Origin of the sequence: Rossellomorea sp. GAMAL-10_SWC, assembly GCF_049568075.1 — a bacterium.
GTDB lineage: Bacteria > Bacillota > Bacilli > Bacillales > Bacillaceae_G > Gottfriedia.
This window is the reverse complement of the sequence record NZ_CP144911.1, coordinates 1,276,122-1,294,718: the sequence shown is the minus strand read 5'-3', so window position 1 is coordinate 1,294,718 and position 18,597 is coordinate 1,276,122. Positions and strand designations below refer to the sequence as shown.

Genomic DNA, 18,597 nt, shown 5'->3' with positions numbered 1-18,597 from the left:
ATGTTTTCTATTAAAAGTACTACTAGTTGAACTATTTTTCAATCTAAATACTTCTTTAATTAATCTGCTATTTAGCATAATAAAAAGACTGCCGAAACAGTCTTCGTATTACTCATTTAATTTTGAAGCAAAAATTGGAATGATAATGATTGTAATAAATATTAATGCCAAAACGATTAATGAATTTTTCCATCTAAAATCATTTTCGCCATCATTTTTATGTTGATTTATGAATTCATCATATATTTTAGATGAAACAAATTTACCTGGGTCTAGTATTTCTCCTGTTTTTTCATCCAGTAAATACGTATCATAATTCGCTGTTTTAAAGAAACGATCTCTTACGGTATCGTATTTTGCAGCAATAGCTACTACATTTTCGTTTGTGTTTTTTTCTTTGTTTGTTAAACTAAATTCTTTTTGTTCAACAATCACCGTTGATTTCTTCACGTAATAATTAACTTCCTTACGATTATTCTTATCTATTTGACCTAAATAGCGCGATGTTGCATTCGAGGTTGAGACATTCGATAAAAACAACAAAAAGAAACAGAAGATGAAAAATGCAACTCTTTTCATTTATATCCCCCCACTTCTATTCAAATCTACTAAATTATATTCACTAGATTTTTAAATAGTCCTAGAGAGTATTTCTCATCTGCCTCATTAATCTGGAGTTGTTAATTTTTTGCCGTAGAAACCTTTTTATTTTACTTCTATAAAATGTAAAAATCTACGATTCCACATTTTTTCATAAAAATCAATTGTCTCTTTTGCAGACATAAATGGATTATTTAATGTAGAGGTTGCTCCGTTTACCATGAAGTTTTCGTAACCTATTCCATGTGCATATTTAATTGTTGCATCCATACAATATTCAGTTTGAGCACCGCAAAATTCTATTCTATGTACTGCTAATTGATCTAAAACACTCTTTAAGTTCGTTTTGAAAAAAGAATTTGCATGTATTTTATGAATAAAATAATCTTGTTCTTCTACATCTAGATTAGGATGTATCGCCCAAAGTTCTTCTCCAACTACTAATTCTTCATCACAATGTTGAACAAAAATAATTGGTTTATTTAATTCCCTATATAATGAGATTCTTTTATTTACTTTACTGATTAAATTCTGTAATTCAAATAAGTGATCACCGCTGAAACATACACCATTTTGCAAATCGATAACAATCAAAACATCTGCGCCATTATCCATTGTTTTCACCTCATATAGATTTGTATTATATTTATAATTTCATCTAATTCGCTATAAATTTCATTTTATATACTTTTAATAACTTTCGCAGGATTACCTGCCACTACAGTATTAGAAGGAACATCTTTTTTAACGATAGAACCCGCATCTACATTATTTAGGTTTTAATTTCAAGATATCACAAACCCCCTTTTAGTTTTTATTTAAATTATACCTCTTCAAAATAGTCTCGTTAATTCTTTATCAAGCCAAATACCAAAATAATGATCAAAGGTCTAGTCTAACAAAACAAACCTCTATTGCTATCAAATGCACTAGAGGTTTGTTAATTAAGTATTAAACAGTAACTAATTCTTTTTCTTTATTTCCGATTTTTGTAACGATATCACGAGCAATCCATACGCCACATGCGCTTGCTTGAGCTAAACCACGAGTAACTCCTGCTCCATCTCCACCTAGATATAATCCAGAGATTTCACTTTCAAAATGTTCATTTAGCTTTGGTCGAGCTGAATAGAATTTTGCTTCTACGCCGTAGAAAAGTGTATGTTCTGCAGCAATACCTGGAGTTACATGATTTAATGCTTCTACCATTTCAATCAAACTTTTCATAGTATTGTATGGTAAAACTAATCCTAAATCTCCTGGTACTGCTTCTTTTAAAGTTGGTTCTAAAAAGCCTTCTTTTATACGTTTTTCAGTTGAACGGCGACCTCTTAAAATATCTCCGTATTTTTGTACGATTACTCCACCGTGTGAAAGCATGTTTGCAAGGCGTGAAACCTCGTGCGCATATTCATTTGGTTTGTCGAATGGTTCTGCGAATTGATGCGATACTAATAAGGCAAAGTTTGTATTTGGACTTCCTAATTTAGGGTCTTTATAAGCATGTCCATTAGCAGTCATAATACCTGAATGGTTTTCAACTACTACGTGTCCAGACGGATTACTACAGAATGTTCTGACTTTTGTACCCACACTAGTATTAAATACGAATTTTCCTTCGTATAAGTGCTTGTTAATCTCTTCCATTACTACGTTTGAAGTCTCAACACGAACACCAATATCAACTTGATTCGTTGACATTTTTAAACGACGTTTTTTCATAACATCAGTTAACCATTTTGATCCATCACGTCCAGGTACAATTACAACTTTCTCAGCAAGTAATTCTTCACCTTTTTTTAATTTAATTCCCTTTATGATATGAGTACCTTCAACCTTTTCAGTTATTAAGTCCTCTACTTCAGTTTTATACTTCATATCGATTTTCGTTTTTAAATACTCATAAATGCTTTTTAGAATTTCTAAATTTTGTTCTGTTCCTAAATGACGAACTTGTGCACGTAATAATTTAAGTCCTGCTGCGTAACCACGACGTTCAATATCTCTAACTTCTTCTGTTAAAGGATCCGTAATCGATTCAGTTGCGCCATGTTCTAAATTAATTTTATCTACGTATTTAATTAATTCTACTACTTGTGAATCTGATAAGTAATCTGTCATCCATCCACCAAATTCGCTTGTAATATTAAATTTTCCATCTGAATATGCTCCAGCACCACCAAATCCATTTGTAATTGAGCAAGCTGGTAAGCAACCTGAAAATTCTTTTTTACCTGCAGCAGGAGGACATTTTTCAATTTTCTTTTGTAAAATTGGGCAATGTCTTGCAAATATATCATGTCCTTTATCAACAAGTACTACTTTAGCATTAGGCATTTTTAAAGTTAATTCATAACAAGTAAAGATTCCAGCAGGTCCTGCTCCAACAACGATAACATCATACATCTATATATACCTCCAAATAAGGTTTAAATTATTTCATTTGATCAACCTAAAATAGAATACCATCAATCAGAATACGTTTCAAGTAAAAACACGAACATTTTTTTGTGTTTTTACAAAAAATATTCGCTTATAAACAAAGTGAAACCTATTCATTAGAAATTTCCATCTGTCAATTAGCTTTTTTAACAAATTTTAGACAATTCAAACTTGAATATTAATTAATTGACTTCAGATTATTTATAAATTAACAATTTGTTTATTTCATCTAATTTAACTAAAAGTTAATCATTGAATAACGAAAATATCCTATTAGATAGAATCACAATCACATCAAGTTGAATAGTTATATAAATAACAGATATTTATATTGGAGATGGAAAAGATGCTAGCAGAAAATATAAAGGTAAAGGATGGTAAAGATCATTATCAGAAAACTAATTTAGAAGATGAGGAATTACAAGCAAGTCTTGAAAGAAAAATTGTTGCTGCATCATGGGTTAAAGCAGTTGCACAATTATACGAAACGATTACATTATCAAAATTATATTCAATCGACAAAGATCCAATCTTTCAAGGGAAAAAAGATATTATTTCGGGAATGTGGATTGGTACAGCCGGTCAATTATCCGTAGCTTTTTTCGTTTCTAAGCAATTGTTCACTTCAGATAAAAAAGATTTACTTGAGTTACAAAGAAAAATTGTTCTTTCTGATTCAGTTCAAATAGTTGGTAACGCATTGGCACTTATTGGTGCAGCTGAGGTAATTCAAGAGGAAATTGGTGATGGTGAAATATTCCTTTCATGATCATGTAAATATAAAATCATTTATACTACTTAAAATTTACATCTTATGTAAGCATCTTCAAAAGTGCAAAATTAAATAATATAAAATAAATAAATCCCACAGAAATTCCATTGTGGGATTTTTAAGATAAGGTAATGATTTCTCGGATTGATTCTCCATTGTAATTAATCGTTTTCCCTATTCTTGCACTTCTTGTTTTTCTCTTACTCCTGCATTTAATGCTTTTTGGAAGCTTGCAATCAAGTCTTCAATATCTTCTAAACCAACGGACACTCTTATTAATGTATCTTTTACGCCTAATCTTTCACGAACATCGAGCGGTATTGCAGCATGAGACATTTTTACAGGATATGAAACAATTGTCTCAACTCCACCCAATGAAACTGCAACTGCAACGTTTTCGACTGATTGTAGGAAACTTGTCGTTTGTTCAATCGTTTTTAGTGTAAATGAAAGGACTGCTCCTCCTCCAGTAGCTTGCTCAAAATGAACATCGTGACCGGGATGATCTTTTAGTCCTGGGTAATATACGTCCTCAACTTCTTCTTGTTCTAAAAGCCAATTTGCTAATTTTGATGCAGTTTGTTCATAAGCATCCATACGAACTTTTAACGTCTTTAATCCTCTTAATGTTAGCCAACAGTCTTGTGGACCTAAAATTGCTCCGAATGAATTTTGGATTGTGTATAAATCATTTGCAAGTTCTTCTGAATTTACGACCGCTAATCCTCCGATTACATCGCTATGGCCTGCAATAAATTTTGTTGCGCTATGAACGACAATATCAGCTCCTAAGTCTAATGGTCTTTGTAAATATGGTGATAAAAAACTATTATCTACAATGACAAGTATGTCATTTTCTTTTGCTATTTTGATTGCACTACTTAAATCAGTAATTTTCAAAAGAGGGTTAGACGGTGTTTCTAAATAAAGACCTTTTGTATTTGGCTTTATTCCGGCTTTAATCTCTTGTAGATTAGATGCGTCCACGAAAGTAAAATCGATTCCGAAACGATTTAATACTTTTGTCGCTATTCTAAATGTTCCTCCATAAACATCTTCACAGATGACAATATGATCTCCAGCTGAGAACAAAGACAATACAGATGAGATTGCAGCCATCCCTGATGAAAACGCAAAACCGCGAACGCCATTTTCTAATATTGCAATTGTATTTTCCAACGCTTCCCTTGTTGGGTTTCCACTTCTTGCATAGTCGTACTTACCAAAATTCTCTATATCAAATTGATGAAATGTTGAAGTTTGATAAATTGGAATACTTAATGCGCCTGTTGCCTGATCTATTTCATTTCCGTTATGAATTAATTTCGTTCCAAATTGCATGCTCATCACCCCAATGCATTTTCTAAGTCATTTAATAAATCATCAATATGTTCAATACCAACAGATAATCGAAGTGTATGGTCATCTAGACCAAGCTTTCTTTTAAATTCTTCTGGCATTTCTGAATGAGTTTGCGTATGTGGATACGTAATTAAGGATTCAACTCCACCTAAGCTTTCTGCGAATGTGATGACTTTTACGCTTCCTAAAACCTGTTCAACTAAACTTAAATCTTTCACTTTAAATGAAATCATTGCACCAAATCCAGTTGCTTGTTCTTTAATAATTGAATATCCTTTATGCGTTGGTAATCCTACATAATACACTTCAGTAACATTTGGATGATTTTCTAAAAATTTTGCAAGTACAATCGCATTTTTTTGACTGTATTCCATACGTAAATGTAATGTTTTAATTCCTCTTAAGATTAACCAAGAGTCAAATGGAGCTAAAGTTGCACCTGTTGATTTTTGATAATAACGAATTCGTTCATTCGTATATTCTGAATTAGTCACGACAAAACCAGCAAGTGTATCATTATGGCCACCTAAATACTTTGTTCCACTATGAACAACAACATCTGCCCCTAATTCAATTGGTCTAAAGAAATAAGGTGTTAAAAATGTATTATCAACAATCACGATAATATCTCTTTCTTTTGCAATCTCTACTACTCTTTTTAAATCCGTTACTTTCATCATTGGATTTGATGGTGTTTCAATAAAGATTCCTTTTGTATTCGGTTTAAGTGCATCAAGAATATTTTCAATTTCAGTCGTATCAACAAAATTATGCTCAAGTCCATATGGTGAATAAATTTCTTCGAATAAACGATATGTTCCACCGTATAAATCATCTGAAACAATTAAGTGGTCACCTTTTTTAAATAAGCTTAATACTGCAGTAACGGCTGCATTTCCAGTTGAAAATGCAACTCCAAAATTTGCACTTTCTAATTTTGCTACAGTATTTTCGACTTCTTCTCGAGTGGGATTTTGTAATCTTGCATAATCATATCCAGTCGATTGATGAAGTCCTGCATGTTTAAATGTAGCAGATTGATAAATTGGATAACTAATCGCACCAGTTAATGGATCATAGCCTTTGCTTCCATGTACAGCTACTGTTTCAATCGATTTTTTATTCGTGTTTAAAGCCTCTTTTGTGTTAGTCATTATAAATCCCCCATTTTAGTCAAATAAAAAACCACTTCTTAAAAAATAAGAAGTGGTTATGTCCGCAAAATATACATATCGCTCTTATCTTCCAGGTTTTTCACCTGCAGGATTTAGCACTTTCTAGTTTTCACTAGAGTTGCCGGGTTTCGTCGGGCCAGTCCCTCCACCGCTCTTGATAAGATTATTTAATTATATTGATAAGTATATTAAAAACTCTGATAATTATCAATCATTTTTTTTCGTTATTTAATTATTGGCTTTTCATTTCCATTCTTCAGGTAATAAACTTTGATAAAGAGTGCTCTTATATCGGTCATCAATTAGTAATAAAGTCCCTTCATCTGATTCAGAACGAATAACTCTTCCTCCAGCTTGCATTACTTTATTCATACCTGGAAAGACATATGCATAATTATACCCATTTTTTCCAACCGAATGAAAATGCTCCTTTAAAATATTTCTTTCTAAACAAATTTGCGGCAACCCTACACCAACTACTACGACACCATTTAATCGATCACCCTTTAAATCGATCCCTTCAGAGAATATCCCACCTAATACAGCAAAGCCAACTAATGTTTCCTCATTATGACTATCAAACCGTAAAAGGAACTCTTCTCGTTCAATTTCAGTCATACCATTTTCTTGAACGATTGTTTTTATGTTAGGGTATTTCTCTTTAAATAAATCAACACTTTGAATTAAATATTGATAAGACGGATAAAAAACTAAATAATTACCTTTTCTTTTCGTAATTTCTTTATACACCGAATCAATTAATCTTTCTAAATTTCTTTCACGATCTTGATATCGTGTTGAAAGTGGGTCAATTGTTACTTCCAGTTGTTCACTATGAAAAGGAGAATCGATTGAAATTGTATAATCGCGGCTTTGATCACCAAGCATATCTTGAAAATATTGAATTGGTGTTAAAGTAGCTGAAAAATAAATTGTTGAGCGAAATTTTTTTATGACGTCATTTACTACTTTAGAAGGATCTAGGCAAAACAACTTTAAATGAACTTCACTTTTATAAAGTTCATAGTAGCATACGTAATTTTCATCAAAAAACTCTGCAATTTTGACGAAGTTGAGCGACTCAAAATAAGTATCAAGTAAAAGTTGTTTATTTTCGTCCTCGTCCATTTCCTGTAATTTTATTTCGACGATTTCATTAAATGTATGTAGAAGTTCCAATAAATCCTCATCAATTTCTTTTGAAACTGGTGATACAACGTCCTTCCATTTCTTTCTTAATTCAATCAATCGCTTATTTATTTCATTTATTATGGCATAAAGTTCATCTTTTAAATTTTTATATCTATTTTTCAACTCTAAAAATTTAGATTTGAATAGACTTGCAGAGTACATTTCTCTTGCCCGATCAACAAGATTATGAGCTTCATCAATTAATAAAACTGAACTTCGTTTATGCTCATCAAATAATCTTTTTAACGATACTCGTGGATCGAAAATATAATTTACATCACAAATAATAGCATCTGAAGAATTTAATAAATCTAATGAGTATTCAAAAGGACAGACTGTATGTTTTCGTGCATATTCTTCTATTTTATCCCTAGTTAGCGCTTTTTCCGATGAAAGAATATCAAGAACAGCATCATTTATCCGGTCATAATAACCATTGGCATATTCACAATAATCCTTTTGACACAACGTCTCTTCTTTAAAACAGATTTTATCTTTTGCTGTAATCGTCGTACACTTTATACAAAGCCCTTGATCTGTCATGCGCTTAAACGCTTCTTCAGCAACAGTCCTAGTAATCGTCTTAGAAGTTAAGTAAAACATTCGATTTATACTATTTTCACCAATACTTTTAACAGTGGGAAAAATAGTTGAAACCGTTTTTCCTATTCCGGTTGGTGCAACAGCAAATAAATTATTACCTTCCTGAATCGTTTGATATACCGCTCCAGCTAACTTTCTTTGACCTTTTCTGAAAGAAGGAAAAGGAAAATTTAATTCTTTTATTGACTCATTCCTTAACTCAATATGATCGTATTTCCATTTTGCAAAAGGATAATAAATTTCTAGCATTTTGTATAAGTAATTTGTTAATTCATCCTTTGTAAACAAAAGATCGAAGCTTATTCTCTGCTCAGTTAAAATATTAATATATGTAAGTCTAAGTGTAATCTTTTCAAGCTGTAATTCTTCACAAATAAAATATCCATAAACTTTTGCTTGTGCCCAATGAACAGGATATGAATTTTCATTTATTTCATTCAAATCCTTCATTGTTGATTTAATTTCTTCTATTATATATTGATCATCCTTAAATAATAATCCATCACAACGGCCTTCTATCTGAAACACCAATCGATCCAATGTTATAGTGCCGGATATAGGTCGTTCTTTTACATCCTCTTCACCATATTCTTTTTGGATTTTTTGATGTGCCTTTGTTCCTTCAATTAATGAAACCGAACTTTTATATGTTATATTGATACTTCCCGCTGTATGAGCATACTCAACTAGCGTTCGAACTGAAACCTTTATACAATTCTCCAAGTGAGTACCCTCCTTTTTTACATTTTATCATAATTCTTCTTTCTTGATTAAGAATGAAAAGTAACAATAAAAAAAGTCCAAGTCAAAATAACTTGAACTTTTAGAGATTAGAATACACTATTCAACTAGCAATATAAAACTTGAATATTATATTTCCTGTAAAATTGTAATAATCTTTCCATGTCATCTTTTATTGCTTCTAGTGGCACTACAATGGCTTGCATACTTGTAAAGTAAATATAAAAGTAATTCTTCGTTCCCTTTATTTCAACTATATCATCCCACTTTATTTCATGAACACTTGATTGTGTAATTTCTTTAATCCCATTCTCATCTACCTTTAGAGAATGTTCGCCGAATAATGATTGATCGTTCTTTTCAGTTAAATGCTTAATTATTTTGTTTTTTGATGAACGGTAGAAATACTTTGGAAAATAAATGAACCAAAGAATAGCTGCTAACGAAAAGGCAAGTAAATAACCAAAAAGCGGTTGGTTGAAAAGAAAGGAAATTAAAAATGGTATTACTAAATAGATTAAACTCACAGCAAATCGTTGGTTAATTAAAGACTTTTGAACAGTTTTAGAGTGTTTTAAGTGATGTAAATTAAATTCAATATAATCATCCAAATTAATTTCATAATTAAGTTTCATACTTGACCTCCATTTTCGCAAAAATATTTTAATCACTACTATTTTAACATTAGAAAAAAACAGAAAATAAAGATATTTCATCTACTTATGTTAAGTTGATTTTTCAAGATTCATAGAATTAATTCTTTTATTAAAAATTCGTAATAATTCATTTTCAAGTTTCTAATTTTAGATTTTTGGCATAAAAATGGATGTCCTACCTACAAATAAGGTTTTTAGAATTGCAATTAAAGTTTATGAAAGTGCAATTAAAATTTGAGAATCGAAATTAAACAAGGGACTGCAATTAAAATCTGAAAATCGCAATTAAAATTAGTGAAACTGCAATTAAAATTTGAAAATCGCAATTTTTAGCATAACTACAATTAAAATCCTAATAACCGCAATTAAAGTTTAAAAGTACCCCTACCAGTTAAGGTATTCCGTCCTAAATAACAGACAAAAGCAGATTATTTCAAATAGAAAACTTGCAAATATGCCTTCTGTCTAAATAAAAACTTGATAAGAACATACAAAAATAGCTAAAAAAGCTAGATTAGATCAACTACAAATGAAAAACGCCGTTGAAATACCCTCACACATAGCAGCAGTATATTTTCAAATAAAAAAGAGCCGCTCATACGTCAGTTAACCTGACTTTTGAGACAGCCCCAATCTAGTTAAAACAAATCAATTATGCTCCATCATTAATAAAGCTATACTGCGCCATGTATAATTTATAATAATGTCCTTTTAATGCTAATAACTCCTCATGTGTACCGCTTTCCTCGACATTTCCGTTTCCGATTACCATAATTTTGTCGCAGTCACGAATTGTTGATAATCGGTGGGCAATGACAAATGAAGTACGACCTTCTAATAGCTTTTCAATTCCATTTTGGACAAGCTTCTCTGTATGTGTATCGATATTCGAAGTAGCTTCATCTAATATCAAAATTCTAGGATCAGCTAGTAGAGCACGAGCAAAAGAGATTAATTGTCTTTGACCTAATGAAAGTCTTGAACCCCTCTCGTTTACATCCGTATCATACCCATTCTCCATTTTAATAATAAAGTCATGTGCATGAACTGCTTTAGCTGCAGCAATTACTTCTTCATCTGTAGCGTTTAATTTACCGTATCGAATATTTTCCATAATCGATGTTGAGAAAAGGAATGTATCTTGTAGCATAATTCCCATTTGACTTCTAAAAGATTCTAAATCTACTTTTTTAATATCGTTACCATCTACTAAGATTTCACCTTTTAAAGGATCATAGAATCGACTTAAAAGTGAAACAATCGTCGTTTTCCCTGCTCCGGTTGCACCTACCAATGCAATTTTTTCACCAGGATTTATTGTGAAATTTACATTTTTTAGGACTGTAGATTTTTCATCATAACCAAAAGTCACATTTCTAAATTGAACTTCACCATTAATTCGTCCAATTGGAGGTGCATTTTCTTCACTAATAATTTCTGGATCAATATCCATAATGTCAAAAATACGATCAGCTGCCGAGAAGTTTGATATTAATGTATTATAAAAGTTAGATAAGTTCATAATTGGACGCCAGAACATGCCAATATACATTGAAAATGCGATTAATGTTCCGACTTCAATATCTTGACTAGTTACAAGCTTATATCCAACATAAAATACAATTACAGTACCAACACCCCAAGAAAGCTCAACTAATGGCCAGAAGAAGTCATTCATTTTTACTGCCCTCATGAATGAGCCCATTAATTCAGAAACCTTTTCTTTGAAGTCTTTTTCTTTATCTTTTTCTTTCGCAAAGGACTGAACTACTTTTATTCCTGAAAAATCTTCATGTATAAACGCAATTAAATTTGAACGTTTTTTTCTGTAATCATCCCATCTTTTACGTGCACGTGTTTCAATATAAAACATGGCAACAGCCAAAAATGGAAGAATTGATACTGATGCGATTGCAAGTTTTACATTTAAGATAAACATTACGACTGTAACGCAAACTAAGCTTAGTAATTCCGGAATTAATGTTTGAATACTTTGGTTGAATAAATTTTGGAGAGCACTAATATCCCCCATTACACGAGCCAAAATTTTCCCTACTGGTCGATTATCAAAAAACGTAAATGAAAGTTTTTGAATATGGGTGTAAAGCTCATGACGAATATTTACTAAAATATTATTTGTAACGGAGCTAATCATCGTCCAACGTATTTTCGAGGCAATCATTGCTAAGAAATTTAGAGCTAATAGTACAGCTCCAATCATTATGAGCCCTTTTACATCGTGATTTTTAATATTTGTATCAATCGCTACCTTTAGTAAATATGGGTTTAATATCCCAATAATCATTACAAATAACATTAAACAAATAACGGAAAATGTTTTTAATTTATATGGTTTTAAATACGTCCCGAGCCTAAGAATAAGCTCGGTTTTACTCCGATTTAGTTGGTCTTCATCACGATTAATCGTATTTTGTGCCATTAGACCACCCCGCTTTCTACTGTTTCAAAATCTTTGAATTGTTCTTCGTACACTTCAAAGTATCTTCCTTTTTTATCAAGTAATTGTTTATGATTTCCTTTTTCAACTATTTCTCCATTTTCAACAAATAAAATTACATCGGCATTTTTTACTGCAGAAATACGGTGAGCAATGATAAATGTTGTACTATGCGAGAAACGTTTATTTAAATTGTGTAATAATTCATACTCCGTTTCCATATCTAATGCAGAAGTTGCATCATCTAAAATTAGGATTGGAGCGTTTCTTAGTAATGCGCGGGCAATTGATATACGTTGTTTTTGGCCACCAGATAAACCAATACCTCGTTCACCAATTTCTGTGTTGAAACCTTCTTCTAGATCTTCAATAAAGTCTAAACAACAAGCAATACGGCAAGCCTCACGTATTTCATCCATTGTAGCTTCTGGGTTTCCTAGTTTAATATTGTTTTCAATCGTATCTGAGAAAAGGAAAGTATCTTGAGAAACGAGAGACATATTTTGACGTAAAGATGTAAGATTAAAATCTTTCACATTAACGCCATCTACTAGAACTTCTCCTTTAGCCACATCGTATGAGCGTCCAATCAGATGAAGAATTGAAGATTTCCCAGCACCTGTCGTTCCCATAATCGCTACTTTACTACCGCTTGGAATATATAGATTAATATCTTTTAAGACAATTTCATCATTGTATTTGAAACTTACATTTTTATATTCTACTGAACCGTCAACTAGATTCGGTGTATATGCACCTTCCTTGTTTTCAATTGTAGTTTTACGATCTAAAATTTCAAAAATCTTCTTCGCAGAAGCTTGGTTTTTAGAAAGTACATCTGTTAACCAGCCTAACATTCTCATCGGCCAAATTAAGTTCCAAATATATCCACTAAATGCAACTAGTTCACCTAGCGTCATACTATTTTGTAAAACGAAATATCCACCGAGGATAATCATTGCTACAAGCGCAATATTTGTTAGAAATTCAATATTAGGAAAATATTTACGCATTGTTTTAGCTTGAGCCATATTTAAATCATAATAGCCACGATTCATTTTCAAAAATTTCAAAGTCTCATGCTTTTCTCTAGCAAATGCTTTAACCAATCTTACACCCGCAATATTTTGTTGAGCTGTTGTATTGATTTCAGCTGTATGGTCACTTATTTTACCGTAACCTTTATTAAGTAAGCGATTTAGACGCGTCCCCATATATCCAATTGGGATCATAATTGCTAAACAGATTAGTGCAAGCTGCCAATTAATTAAAAATAAGATAACTGTACTGACAGTAAAATAAATAATATTTTCAACAAACAATCTTAGTCCAAACGCAATTGTTTGCCAGATATTTTCGACATCTTCATTAATTCTTGAAAGTAATTCACCCGTATTCATCGAGTCAAAATACTTAAATTCAAAACTTTGAATATGCTTGAACATATCATTTTTTATATCTTCATGTACCTTCGAACTTACTAAGTCATATAAATATTCTTTTACATAACCAAAAATTGATTTAATGATTGTGACACCTATAATCCCTCCAATAACTGGTAGGACAACAGATGCTTTTCCTTTCGTAATACCATCATCGATAAGAATCATTTGTAAATAAGGAATTAAATGATCCACACCTATTACTAAAACCATTGAAATTGAACCAATAATAAATGAAAGCTTATGCCTAAAGACATATTTTAAAATTCGAGACAAAATTATACCTCCCTTGTATCAATTAACCTAACTCTACGCAACCCTCCACTTTTTTTGACAACAAAAAGACCATGGGAATATTTTCCATATCCCATGGCCATAAAGAAACGTTTCGCCCAAAAATAAACAGAAATGAATCGTTTATTTTTGGCACAAAAAAGCCATGGGTAATATAAACCCATGGCTAGATCGTCAATTGAAATCTAAATTTCAACGTGGTCCGTCCTGCGTAGAGATAGGGTTCATAATCATTATGAAATTTTGTGATGCTTCACAGTTTAATTTTCTTACAATCATCATGTTAACCTACCTCCTTCTTATTTGATATTCTTATCATATACGAGTGGACTTTGAAATGTCAAACTATTTTTAATAAATTTAATTATTTAATTTTACAAACAATTGCTTCATACGGTCTTAAGCTATTATTCACACCCGTTAAGCTTGAATCTTTATAATTACTTAAAATTATACTTACTTCATCATAGCTATTACTATGACTAAATTTTGATTCCTCATTTGTAAAGTTAACTACAACTAGGAATTTTTCGCCATTATACTGTCTTTCATATGCAAATACTTTTTCATCTTTTTCAGCAAGCATTTTAAAAGAACCATAAACAATTGCAGGATTTTCTTTTCGCAATTGAATTAACTGGCGATAATGATGAAAAATTGAATCTGGATCGTTTATCGATTGTTCAACATTTATTTTAGTAAAATTCGGATTTACTGTTAACCAAGGGGTTCCTTTTGTAAAACCTCCATGCTTTTCTCCATTCCATTGCATTGGAGTACGTGCATTGTCTCTACCTTTTGTATAAATCGATTCCATTATGTCTTCATGCTTGTATCCTTTTGAAATACGGTCATTATACATATTTTTCGTTTCAATATCGTCATATTCATCTATGCTTTCAAATCGAATATTTGTCATTCCAATTTCTTCACCTTGATAAATATAAGGTGTACCTTGCATTAAATGAAGGATTGTAGCAAGCATTTTCGCACTTTCAATACGATATTCCTTATCATTACCCCACCTAGAAACAATTCGTGGTAAATCATGATTGTTCCAGAACAAGCTATTCCAAGCCTTTCCATCAAGCTGAGTTTGCCACTTATTAAAAACTTCTTTTAACTCCAACAAATTTAGTGGCTTTAAATCCCATTTTTCCTTCCCTTCTTCTTGATCAAGACCAATATGCTCAAATTGAAAAATCATATTTAATTCATTTCGAACTGGATCCGAATAAAGCTTTGCAATTTCTGGCGTTGCTCCCCAAGTTTCACCAACAGTTAGCACATCATGATTTCCAAAAGTCTTTTTATTCATCTCTTGCAAATATTCATGTAGCTTTGGACCATTTGCTGTAATCTCTTGATCAGGAATCTTCCCAATTAAATCAATTACATCCATTCGGAACCCACCAATTCCTTTATCAAGCCAAAAGTTCATCATATTATATACTTCTTCGTGTACTTTTAGATTTTCCCAATTTAAATCTGGCTGCCTTCTACTAAATAAATGCAAGAAGTATTGTCCAGATTGTTCATCGTATTCCCATGCACTGCCACTGAATACAGAAGGAAGGTCATTTGGTTCTCTTCCGTTCACAGGATCTCTCCAAACATAATAGTCTCTATATGGGTTATCTTTGCTCTTTCTAGATTCAATGAACCACGGATGCTCATCAGATGTATGATTCACAACTAAATCCATTACGATTTTAATCCCTCGATGATTCGCTTCTGAAATTAATTCATCCATATCATTCATCGTTCCGAACTCTTCCATAATGTCACAATAGTCACTAATATCGTAACCATTATCATCATTAGGAGATTTATATACAGGACTCAACCATATAACATCTATTCCTAAAAGCTTTAAATAATCAAGCTTTTCAATTATTCCATTTAAATCACCGATTCCATCAGCGTTACTATCCATAAAACTTCTAGGATATATTTGATAAACTACACTATTATGCCACCATTTTTTCTCCATTTAAATTGCCTCCTAGATTATGTATAAATCTTAAAAACTAAAAAAATTTAATTGTTATTTTTTCTAAATAGTTTAATATGGTACGTGAAATTTTAAATCTCAAACCCTTTTACTAAAACTGTGCAATCGTGTGCATTTTTTGGTAGTAAAAGTGTCCTAGTTTTTAAAACCAATATTCCACAAACCCTATTTAAACGCTTACATTTTCTATTTTAACAAGATTGTTCATTAATGCAAACATTTACATTTTTCTTTATTAATAATACTTAACAGGTATTATACCTTTAACCCAATATCAGACTTTGACTTATTAAAATAAAACTATTTTTTTACTATTTTTATTAGATAGGACAAGCAATCCTTTCATACTATATAAAGCTATGTATTTTCTATATATTGTTGGGGGGAAAAATTTGTTAAAGCGCTGTTTTATTTTTTTCATAGTACTACTTTTATTTTTGAGCACTTCTTTTGTTCAGACATACGCCGAAGAAACAAAACCTGTTTCGCAATTTATCATTATTAACAAATCGATTAATAGATTAGCTTTTTATGAGAATGGTAAATTGGTAAAAGTTTTTAAAGTTGCAACTGGTAAGAGTCAGGACCTAACTCCTGAAGGCAAGTTTAAAATCGTCGTCAAAATTGTTAATCGCCCTTATTATAAAGAGAATATTCCTGGTGGCGATCCGAGGAACCCGCTTGGGAATAGGTGGTTAGGTTTAAATGCTAGAGGGACATGGGGTACAACCTATGCAATACACGGGAATAATAATCCAAGTTCGATTGGAACTTATGCTAGTCACGGATGTGTACGAATGTATGATGAAGAAGTAGAATGGTTATTTGATCGTGTACAGAAAAATACGACTGTTTTAATCACTTCATCAAACATGTCATTTGAAGACATCGCAGTTGCAAATCATTTGTTTGATGATGATTCTGGCAGTGTTGTTGTAACAAAACCTACCGATATTCCTACTAGTTTACAACTTGGAAGTGTAGGCTCAGAGGTTGAATGGCTACAGGATACATTAACTAAATTAGGTTACTCTACAAACGGGGTCGATGGCTATTTTGCTAAAGGCACTGATCAAGCAGTAAGAGCATTTCAACTAGATAATGGCTTAACTAGTGATGGAGTTGTTGGTGCTGGTACAAAAAAATTATTATTAGACAAACTTCAAGAAAATAACCGTGAGTTAGTGTCGGCATATTTTTATACATTTACATTAAAGAAAAATGTAAAAACGAATGGCGAGGACCGATTCGATAGTCGATTAAATGGAGTTCAAAAATTAAATTATTAATCTATTTGAGGGTGTCCAAAAGCCTAGCTTTAATGGAACCCTTGTTTTTAATGAAAATAAGATGGACTGCAATTAAAATCTGATTTCCGCAATTAAAATTGACAAAACTGCAATTTAATTTTGAGAACCGCAAATAAATTTTAGCAAAACTGCAATTAAATCCCAAAGAATGGCAAATAAACTTAAAAATTACCCATACAAGTTGAGGTCTTTTGTCCTAAAACTTGTACAATAGCAGCTTCTTTCTAATGGAAAACTAGCAAATATGCTAATTTTCTATCACAATGGGCTATTTTATCAACTCCAAATAAAAATCACCTTTTGAAATACTTCATACTAGAATTTCATTACCAAAAAAAGGGCGTCCTGTGGACTGCCCCTTTTTCTTTACTACTTTGTTAAATATAAGTACAATAATTCCATCGTATTTTCCATCGCACTGTAATGAGTTCTTTCCATACCATGAGAAGCATGAACACCTGGTCCAATTAACGCGCCGCGAATATCTTGTCCTCCGCGTAAAGCAGCAACTGTATCAGAACCGTACATTGGATAAATATCTACTGCATAGCTAAGTTCATTTTCTTTTGCTAAGTTGACTAAATCAGTCGTCATATTGTAATCATATGGTCCACCAGAGTCTTTTGCACAAATCGAAACATCGTATTCAGTACAGCTTAAATCATCTCCAATACAACCCATGTCAACTGAAATTAATTCAGTAATATCAGATGGGATATAAGAAGAGCCATGTCCAACCTCTTCATACGTTGAAATAAATAATTTTGTCGTATATGTAGGTACAATTTTTTCCCTTTTAAATAATTCAAGTAAGCCAATTAAACATGCCACACTTGCTTTATCATCAATAAATCTTGATTTGATAAATCCGCTTTCAGTAATTGTTGTTTTTGGATCGAAGAAAATAAAATCTCCAGGGCTTATTCCAAGATTTAATACATCTTCTTTTGACTTTACACATTCATCAATACGTAATTCCATGTTTTCTGGGTCACGTTTTTTTGTTTTACTATCTTCGAATACGTGAATTGATGGACTTGTAGATAAGAATGTACCTGTATATATTTTGCCTGCACGCGTTCTAATTTGACAATATTCACTATCAAGAGTAGGTACAATTGGTCCACCAATAATTGTAAATTTTAAAGTACCTTTACTTGTAATTGATCGAACCATTGCCCCTAATGTATCAACATGAGCCGATAATCCGATGACTTGCTCATTGCTTTTACCAGGAATTGTGATCACGCCACAACCTTTATTAGTCGTTTCAAAATCATATCCTAAACTATTTGTCCAAGACTGAATTAACTCCATAATTTCAAAGCAAAAACCACTTGGGCTATTAAACTCTAGTAATTGTTTAGCGGTTTGTAGCACATATTCTTTGTCTATTTTAATATTCATAGCTTTTCCCCTTCGATTTTGAAATTTTCATGCAATTCTCAACGTACTTATCATACATTTATTTGTGTTTGTTATCAATAATTCATCATCCAACCATATCATGTTTGGCGTATTGCTATTGGATTATTCT

At 31.8% G+C, this 18,597-nt stretch carries 13 protein-coding genes and 1 riboswitch; of the genes, 2 read left to right on the top strand and 11 right to left on the bottom strand.

The window, feature by feature from the left end:
• Positions 1 to 108: 108 nt before the first annotated feature.
• From V5E38_RS06175 to V5E38_RS06165, 3 genes are all read right to left on the bottom strand, one after another.
• On the bottom strand, positions 109 to 579 hold the full coding sequence (locus V5E38_RS06175) for a hypothetical protein (protein ID WP_499212565.1): 471 nt from the start codon (positions 577 to 579) through the stop codon (positions 109 to 111).
• Between the two features lie 126 nt (positions 580 to 705).
• A complete protein-coding gene (locus V5E38_RS06170) occupies positions 706 to 1,215 on the bottom strand; it encodes a cysteine hydrolase family protein (RefSeq protein WP_499212564.1) in 510 nt (169 codons plus the stop codon).
• A gap of 336 nt (positions 1,216 to 1,551) precedes the next feature.
• Positions 1,552 to 3,006, bottom strand: a complete 1,455-nt coding sequence (locus V5E38_RS06165; protein WP_499212563.1) for an NAD(P)/FAD-dependent oxidoreductase — start codon at positions 3,004 to 3,006, stop codon at positions 1,552 to 1,554.
• A 382-nt stretch (positions 3,007 to 3,388) separates the two neighbouring features.
• Between V5E38_RS06165 and V5E38_RS06160 the strand changes: the two genes are divergently transcribed.
• On the top strand, positions 3,389 to 3,811 hold the full coding sequence (locus V5E38_RS06160; protein ID WP_499212562.1) for a hypothetical protein: 423 nt from the start codon (positions 3,389 to 3,391) through the stop codon (positions 3,809 to 3,811).
• A gap of 177 nt (positions 3,812 to 3,988) precedes the next feature.
• Here V5E38_RS06160 and V5E38_RS06155 read toward each other — a convergent pair whose 3' ends face one another.
• The 7 genes from V5E38_RS06155 to V5E38_RS06125 all read right to left on the bottom strand — a co-directional run bounded on the left by V5E38_RS06155 (position 3,989) and on the right by V5E38_RS06125 (position 15,729).
• Complete coding sequence (locus V5E38_RS06155) at positions 3,989 to 5,155, bottom strand: trans-sulfuration enzyme family protein (RefSeq protein WP_499212561.1); 1,167 nt, start codon at positions 5,153 to 5,155, stop codon at positions 3,989 to 3,991.
• Between the two features lie 5 nt (positions 5,156 to 5,160).
• Positions 5,161 to 6,330, bottom strand: a complete 1,170-nt coding sequence (locus V5E38_RS06150) for a trans-sulfuration enzyme family protein (protein ID WP_097978700.1) — start codon at positions 6,328 to 6,330, stop codon at positions 5,161 to 5,163.
• 81 nt (positions 6,331 to 6,411) lie between these two features.
• A riboswitch (SAM riboswitch) is annotated at positions 6,412 to 6,515 on the bottom strand.
• Positions 6,516 to 6,594: 79 nt separating this feature from the next.
• Complete coding sequence (locus V5E38_RS06145; protein ID WP_499212560.1) at positions 6,595 to 8,868, bottom strand: helicase C-terminal domain-containing protein; 2,274 nt, start codon at positions 8,866 to 8,868, stop codon at positions 6,595 to 6,597.
• 125 nt (positions 8,869 to 8,993) lie between these two features.
• On the bottom strand, positions 8,994 to 9,521 hold the full coding sequence (locus tag V5E38_RS06140; RefSeq protein WP_499212559.1) for a YcxB family protein: 528 nt from the start codon (positions 9,519 to 9,521) through the stop codon (positions 8,994 to 8,996).
• A 673-nt stretch (positions 9,522 to 10,194) separates the two neighbouring features.
• Positions 10,195 to 11,982 (bottom strand): ABC transporter ATP-binding protein, encoded by a 1,788-nt coding sequence (locus V5E38_RS06135; RefSeq protein WP_335477750.1) that lies wholly within the window; start codon positions 11,980 to 11,982, stop codon positions 10,195 to 10,197.
• On the bottom strand, positions 11,982 to 13,718 hold the full coding sequence (locus V5E38_RS06130) for an ABC transporter ATP-binding protein (protein WP_499212558.1): 1,737 nt from the start codon (positions 13,716 to 13,718) through the stop codon (positions 11,982 to 11,984). Before V5E38_RS06130 ends, V5E38_RS06135 begins: the two co-directional genes overlap by 1 nt.
• Positions 13,719 to 14,100: 382 nt before the next feature.
• Positions 14,101 to 15,729 carry a glycoside hydrolase family 13 protein gene (locus V5E38_RS06125; RefSeq protein WP_499212557.1) on the bottom strand — a complete coding sequence of 543 codons (1,629 nt, stop codon included), beginning with the start codon at positions 15,727 to 15,729 and terminating at the stop codon, positions 14,101 to 14,103.
• 413 nt (positions 15,730 to 16,142) lie between these two features.
• On the opposite strand from V5E38_RS06125, the gene V5E38_RS06120 reads away from it, so the two are divergent.
• Positions 16,143 to 17,039, top strand: coding sequence for a L,D-transpeptidase family protein (locus V5E38_RS06120; RefSeq protein WP_499212556.1), 897 nt, complete (start codon positions 16,143 to 16,145; stop codon positions 17,037 to 17,039).
• Between the two features lie 390 nt (positions 17,040 to 17,429).
• Here V5E38_RS06120 and V5E38_RS06115 read toward each other — a convergent pair whose 3' ends face one another.
• Entirely contained in the window at positions 17,430 to 18,467 is a 1,038-nt protein-coding gene (locus V5E38_RS06115; RefSeq protein WP_499212555.1) for a M42 family metallopeptidase, read from the bottom strand.
• Positions 18,468 to 18,597 lie beyond the last annotated feature (130 nt).

Coding starts and splice junctions, on each gene's coding strand:
- V5E38_RS06140 (WP_499212559.1), bottom strand. CDS start 9,521: ATGAAACTTAATTATGAAATTAATTTGGATGATTATATTGAATTTAAT.
- V5E38_RS06165 (WP_499212563.1), bottom strand. CDS start 3,006: ATGTATGATGTTATCGTTGTTGGAGCAGGACCTGCTGGAATCTTTACT.
- V5E38_RS06150 (WP_097978700.1), bottom strand. CDS start 6,330: ATGACTAACACAAAAGAGGCTTTAAACACGAATAAAAAATCGATTGAA.
- V5E38_RS06155 (WP_499212561.1), bottom strand. CDS start 5,155: ATGCAATTTGGAACGAAATTAATTCATAACGGAAATGAAATAGATCAG.
- V5E38_RS06160 (WP_499212562.1), top strand. CDS start 3,389: ATGCTAGCAGAAAATATAAAGGTAAAGGATGGTAAAGATCATTATCAG.
- V5E38_RS06175 (WP_499212565.1), bottom strand. CDS start 579: ATGAAAAGAGTTGCATTTTTCATCTTCTGTTTCTTTTTGTTGTTTTTA.
- V5E38_RS06170 (WP_499212564.1), bottom strand. CDS start 1,215: ATGGATAATGGCGCAGATGTTTTGATTGTTATCGATTTGCAAAATGGT.
- V5E38_RS06135 (WP_335477750.1), bottom strand. CDS start 11,982: ATGGCACAAAATACGATTAATCGTGATGAAGACCAACTAAATCGGAGT.
- V5E38_RS06115 (WP_499212555.1), bottom strand. CDS start 18,467: ATGAATATTAAAATAGACAAAGAATATGTGCTACAAACCGCTAAACAA.
- V5E38_RS06125 (WP_499212557.1), bottom strand. CDS start 15,729: ATGGAGAAAAAATGGTGGCATAATAGTGTAGTTTATCAAATATATCCT.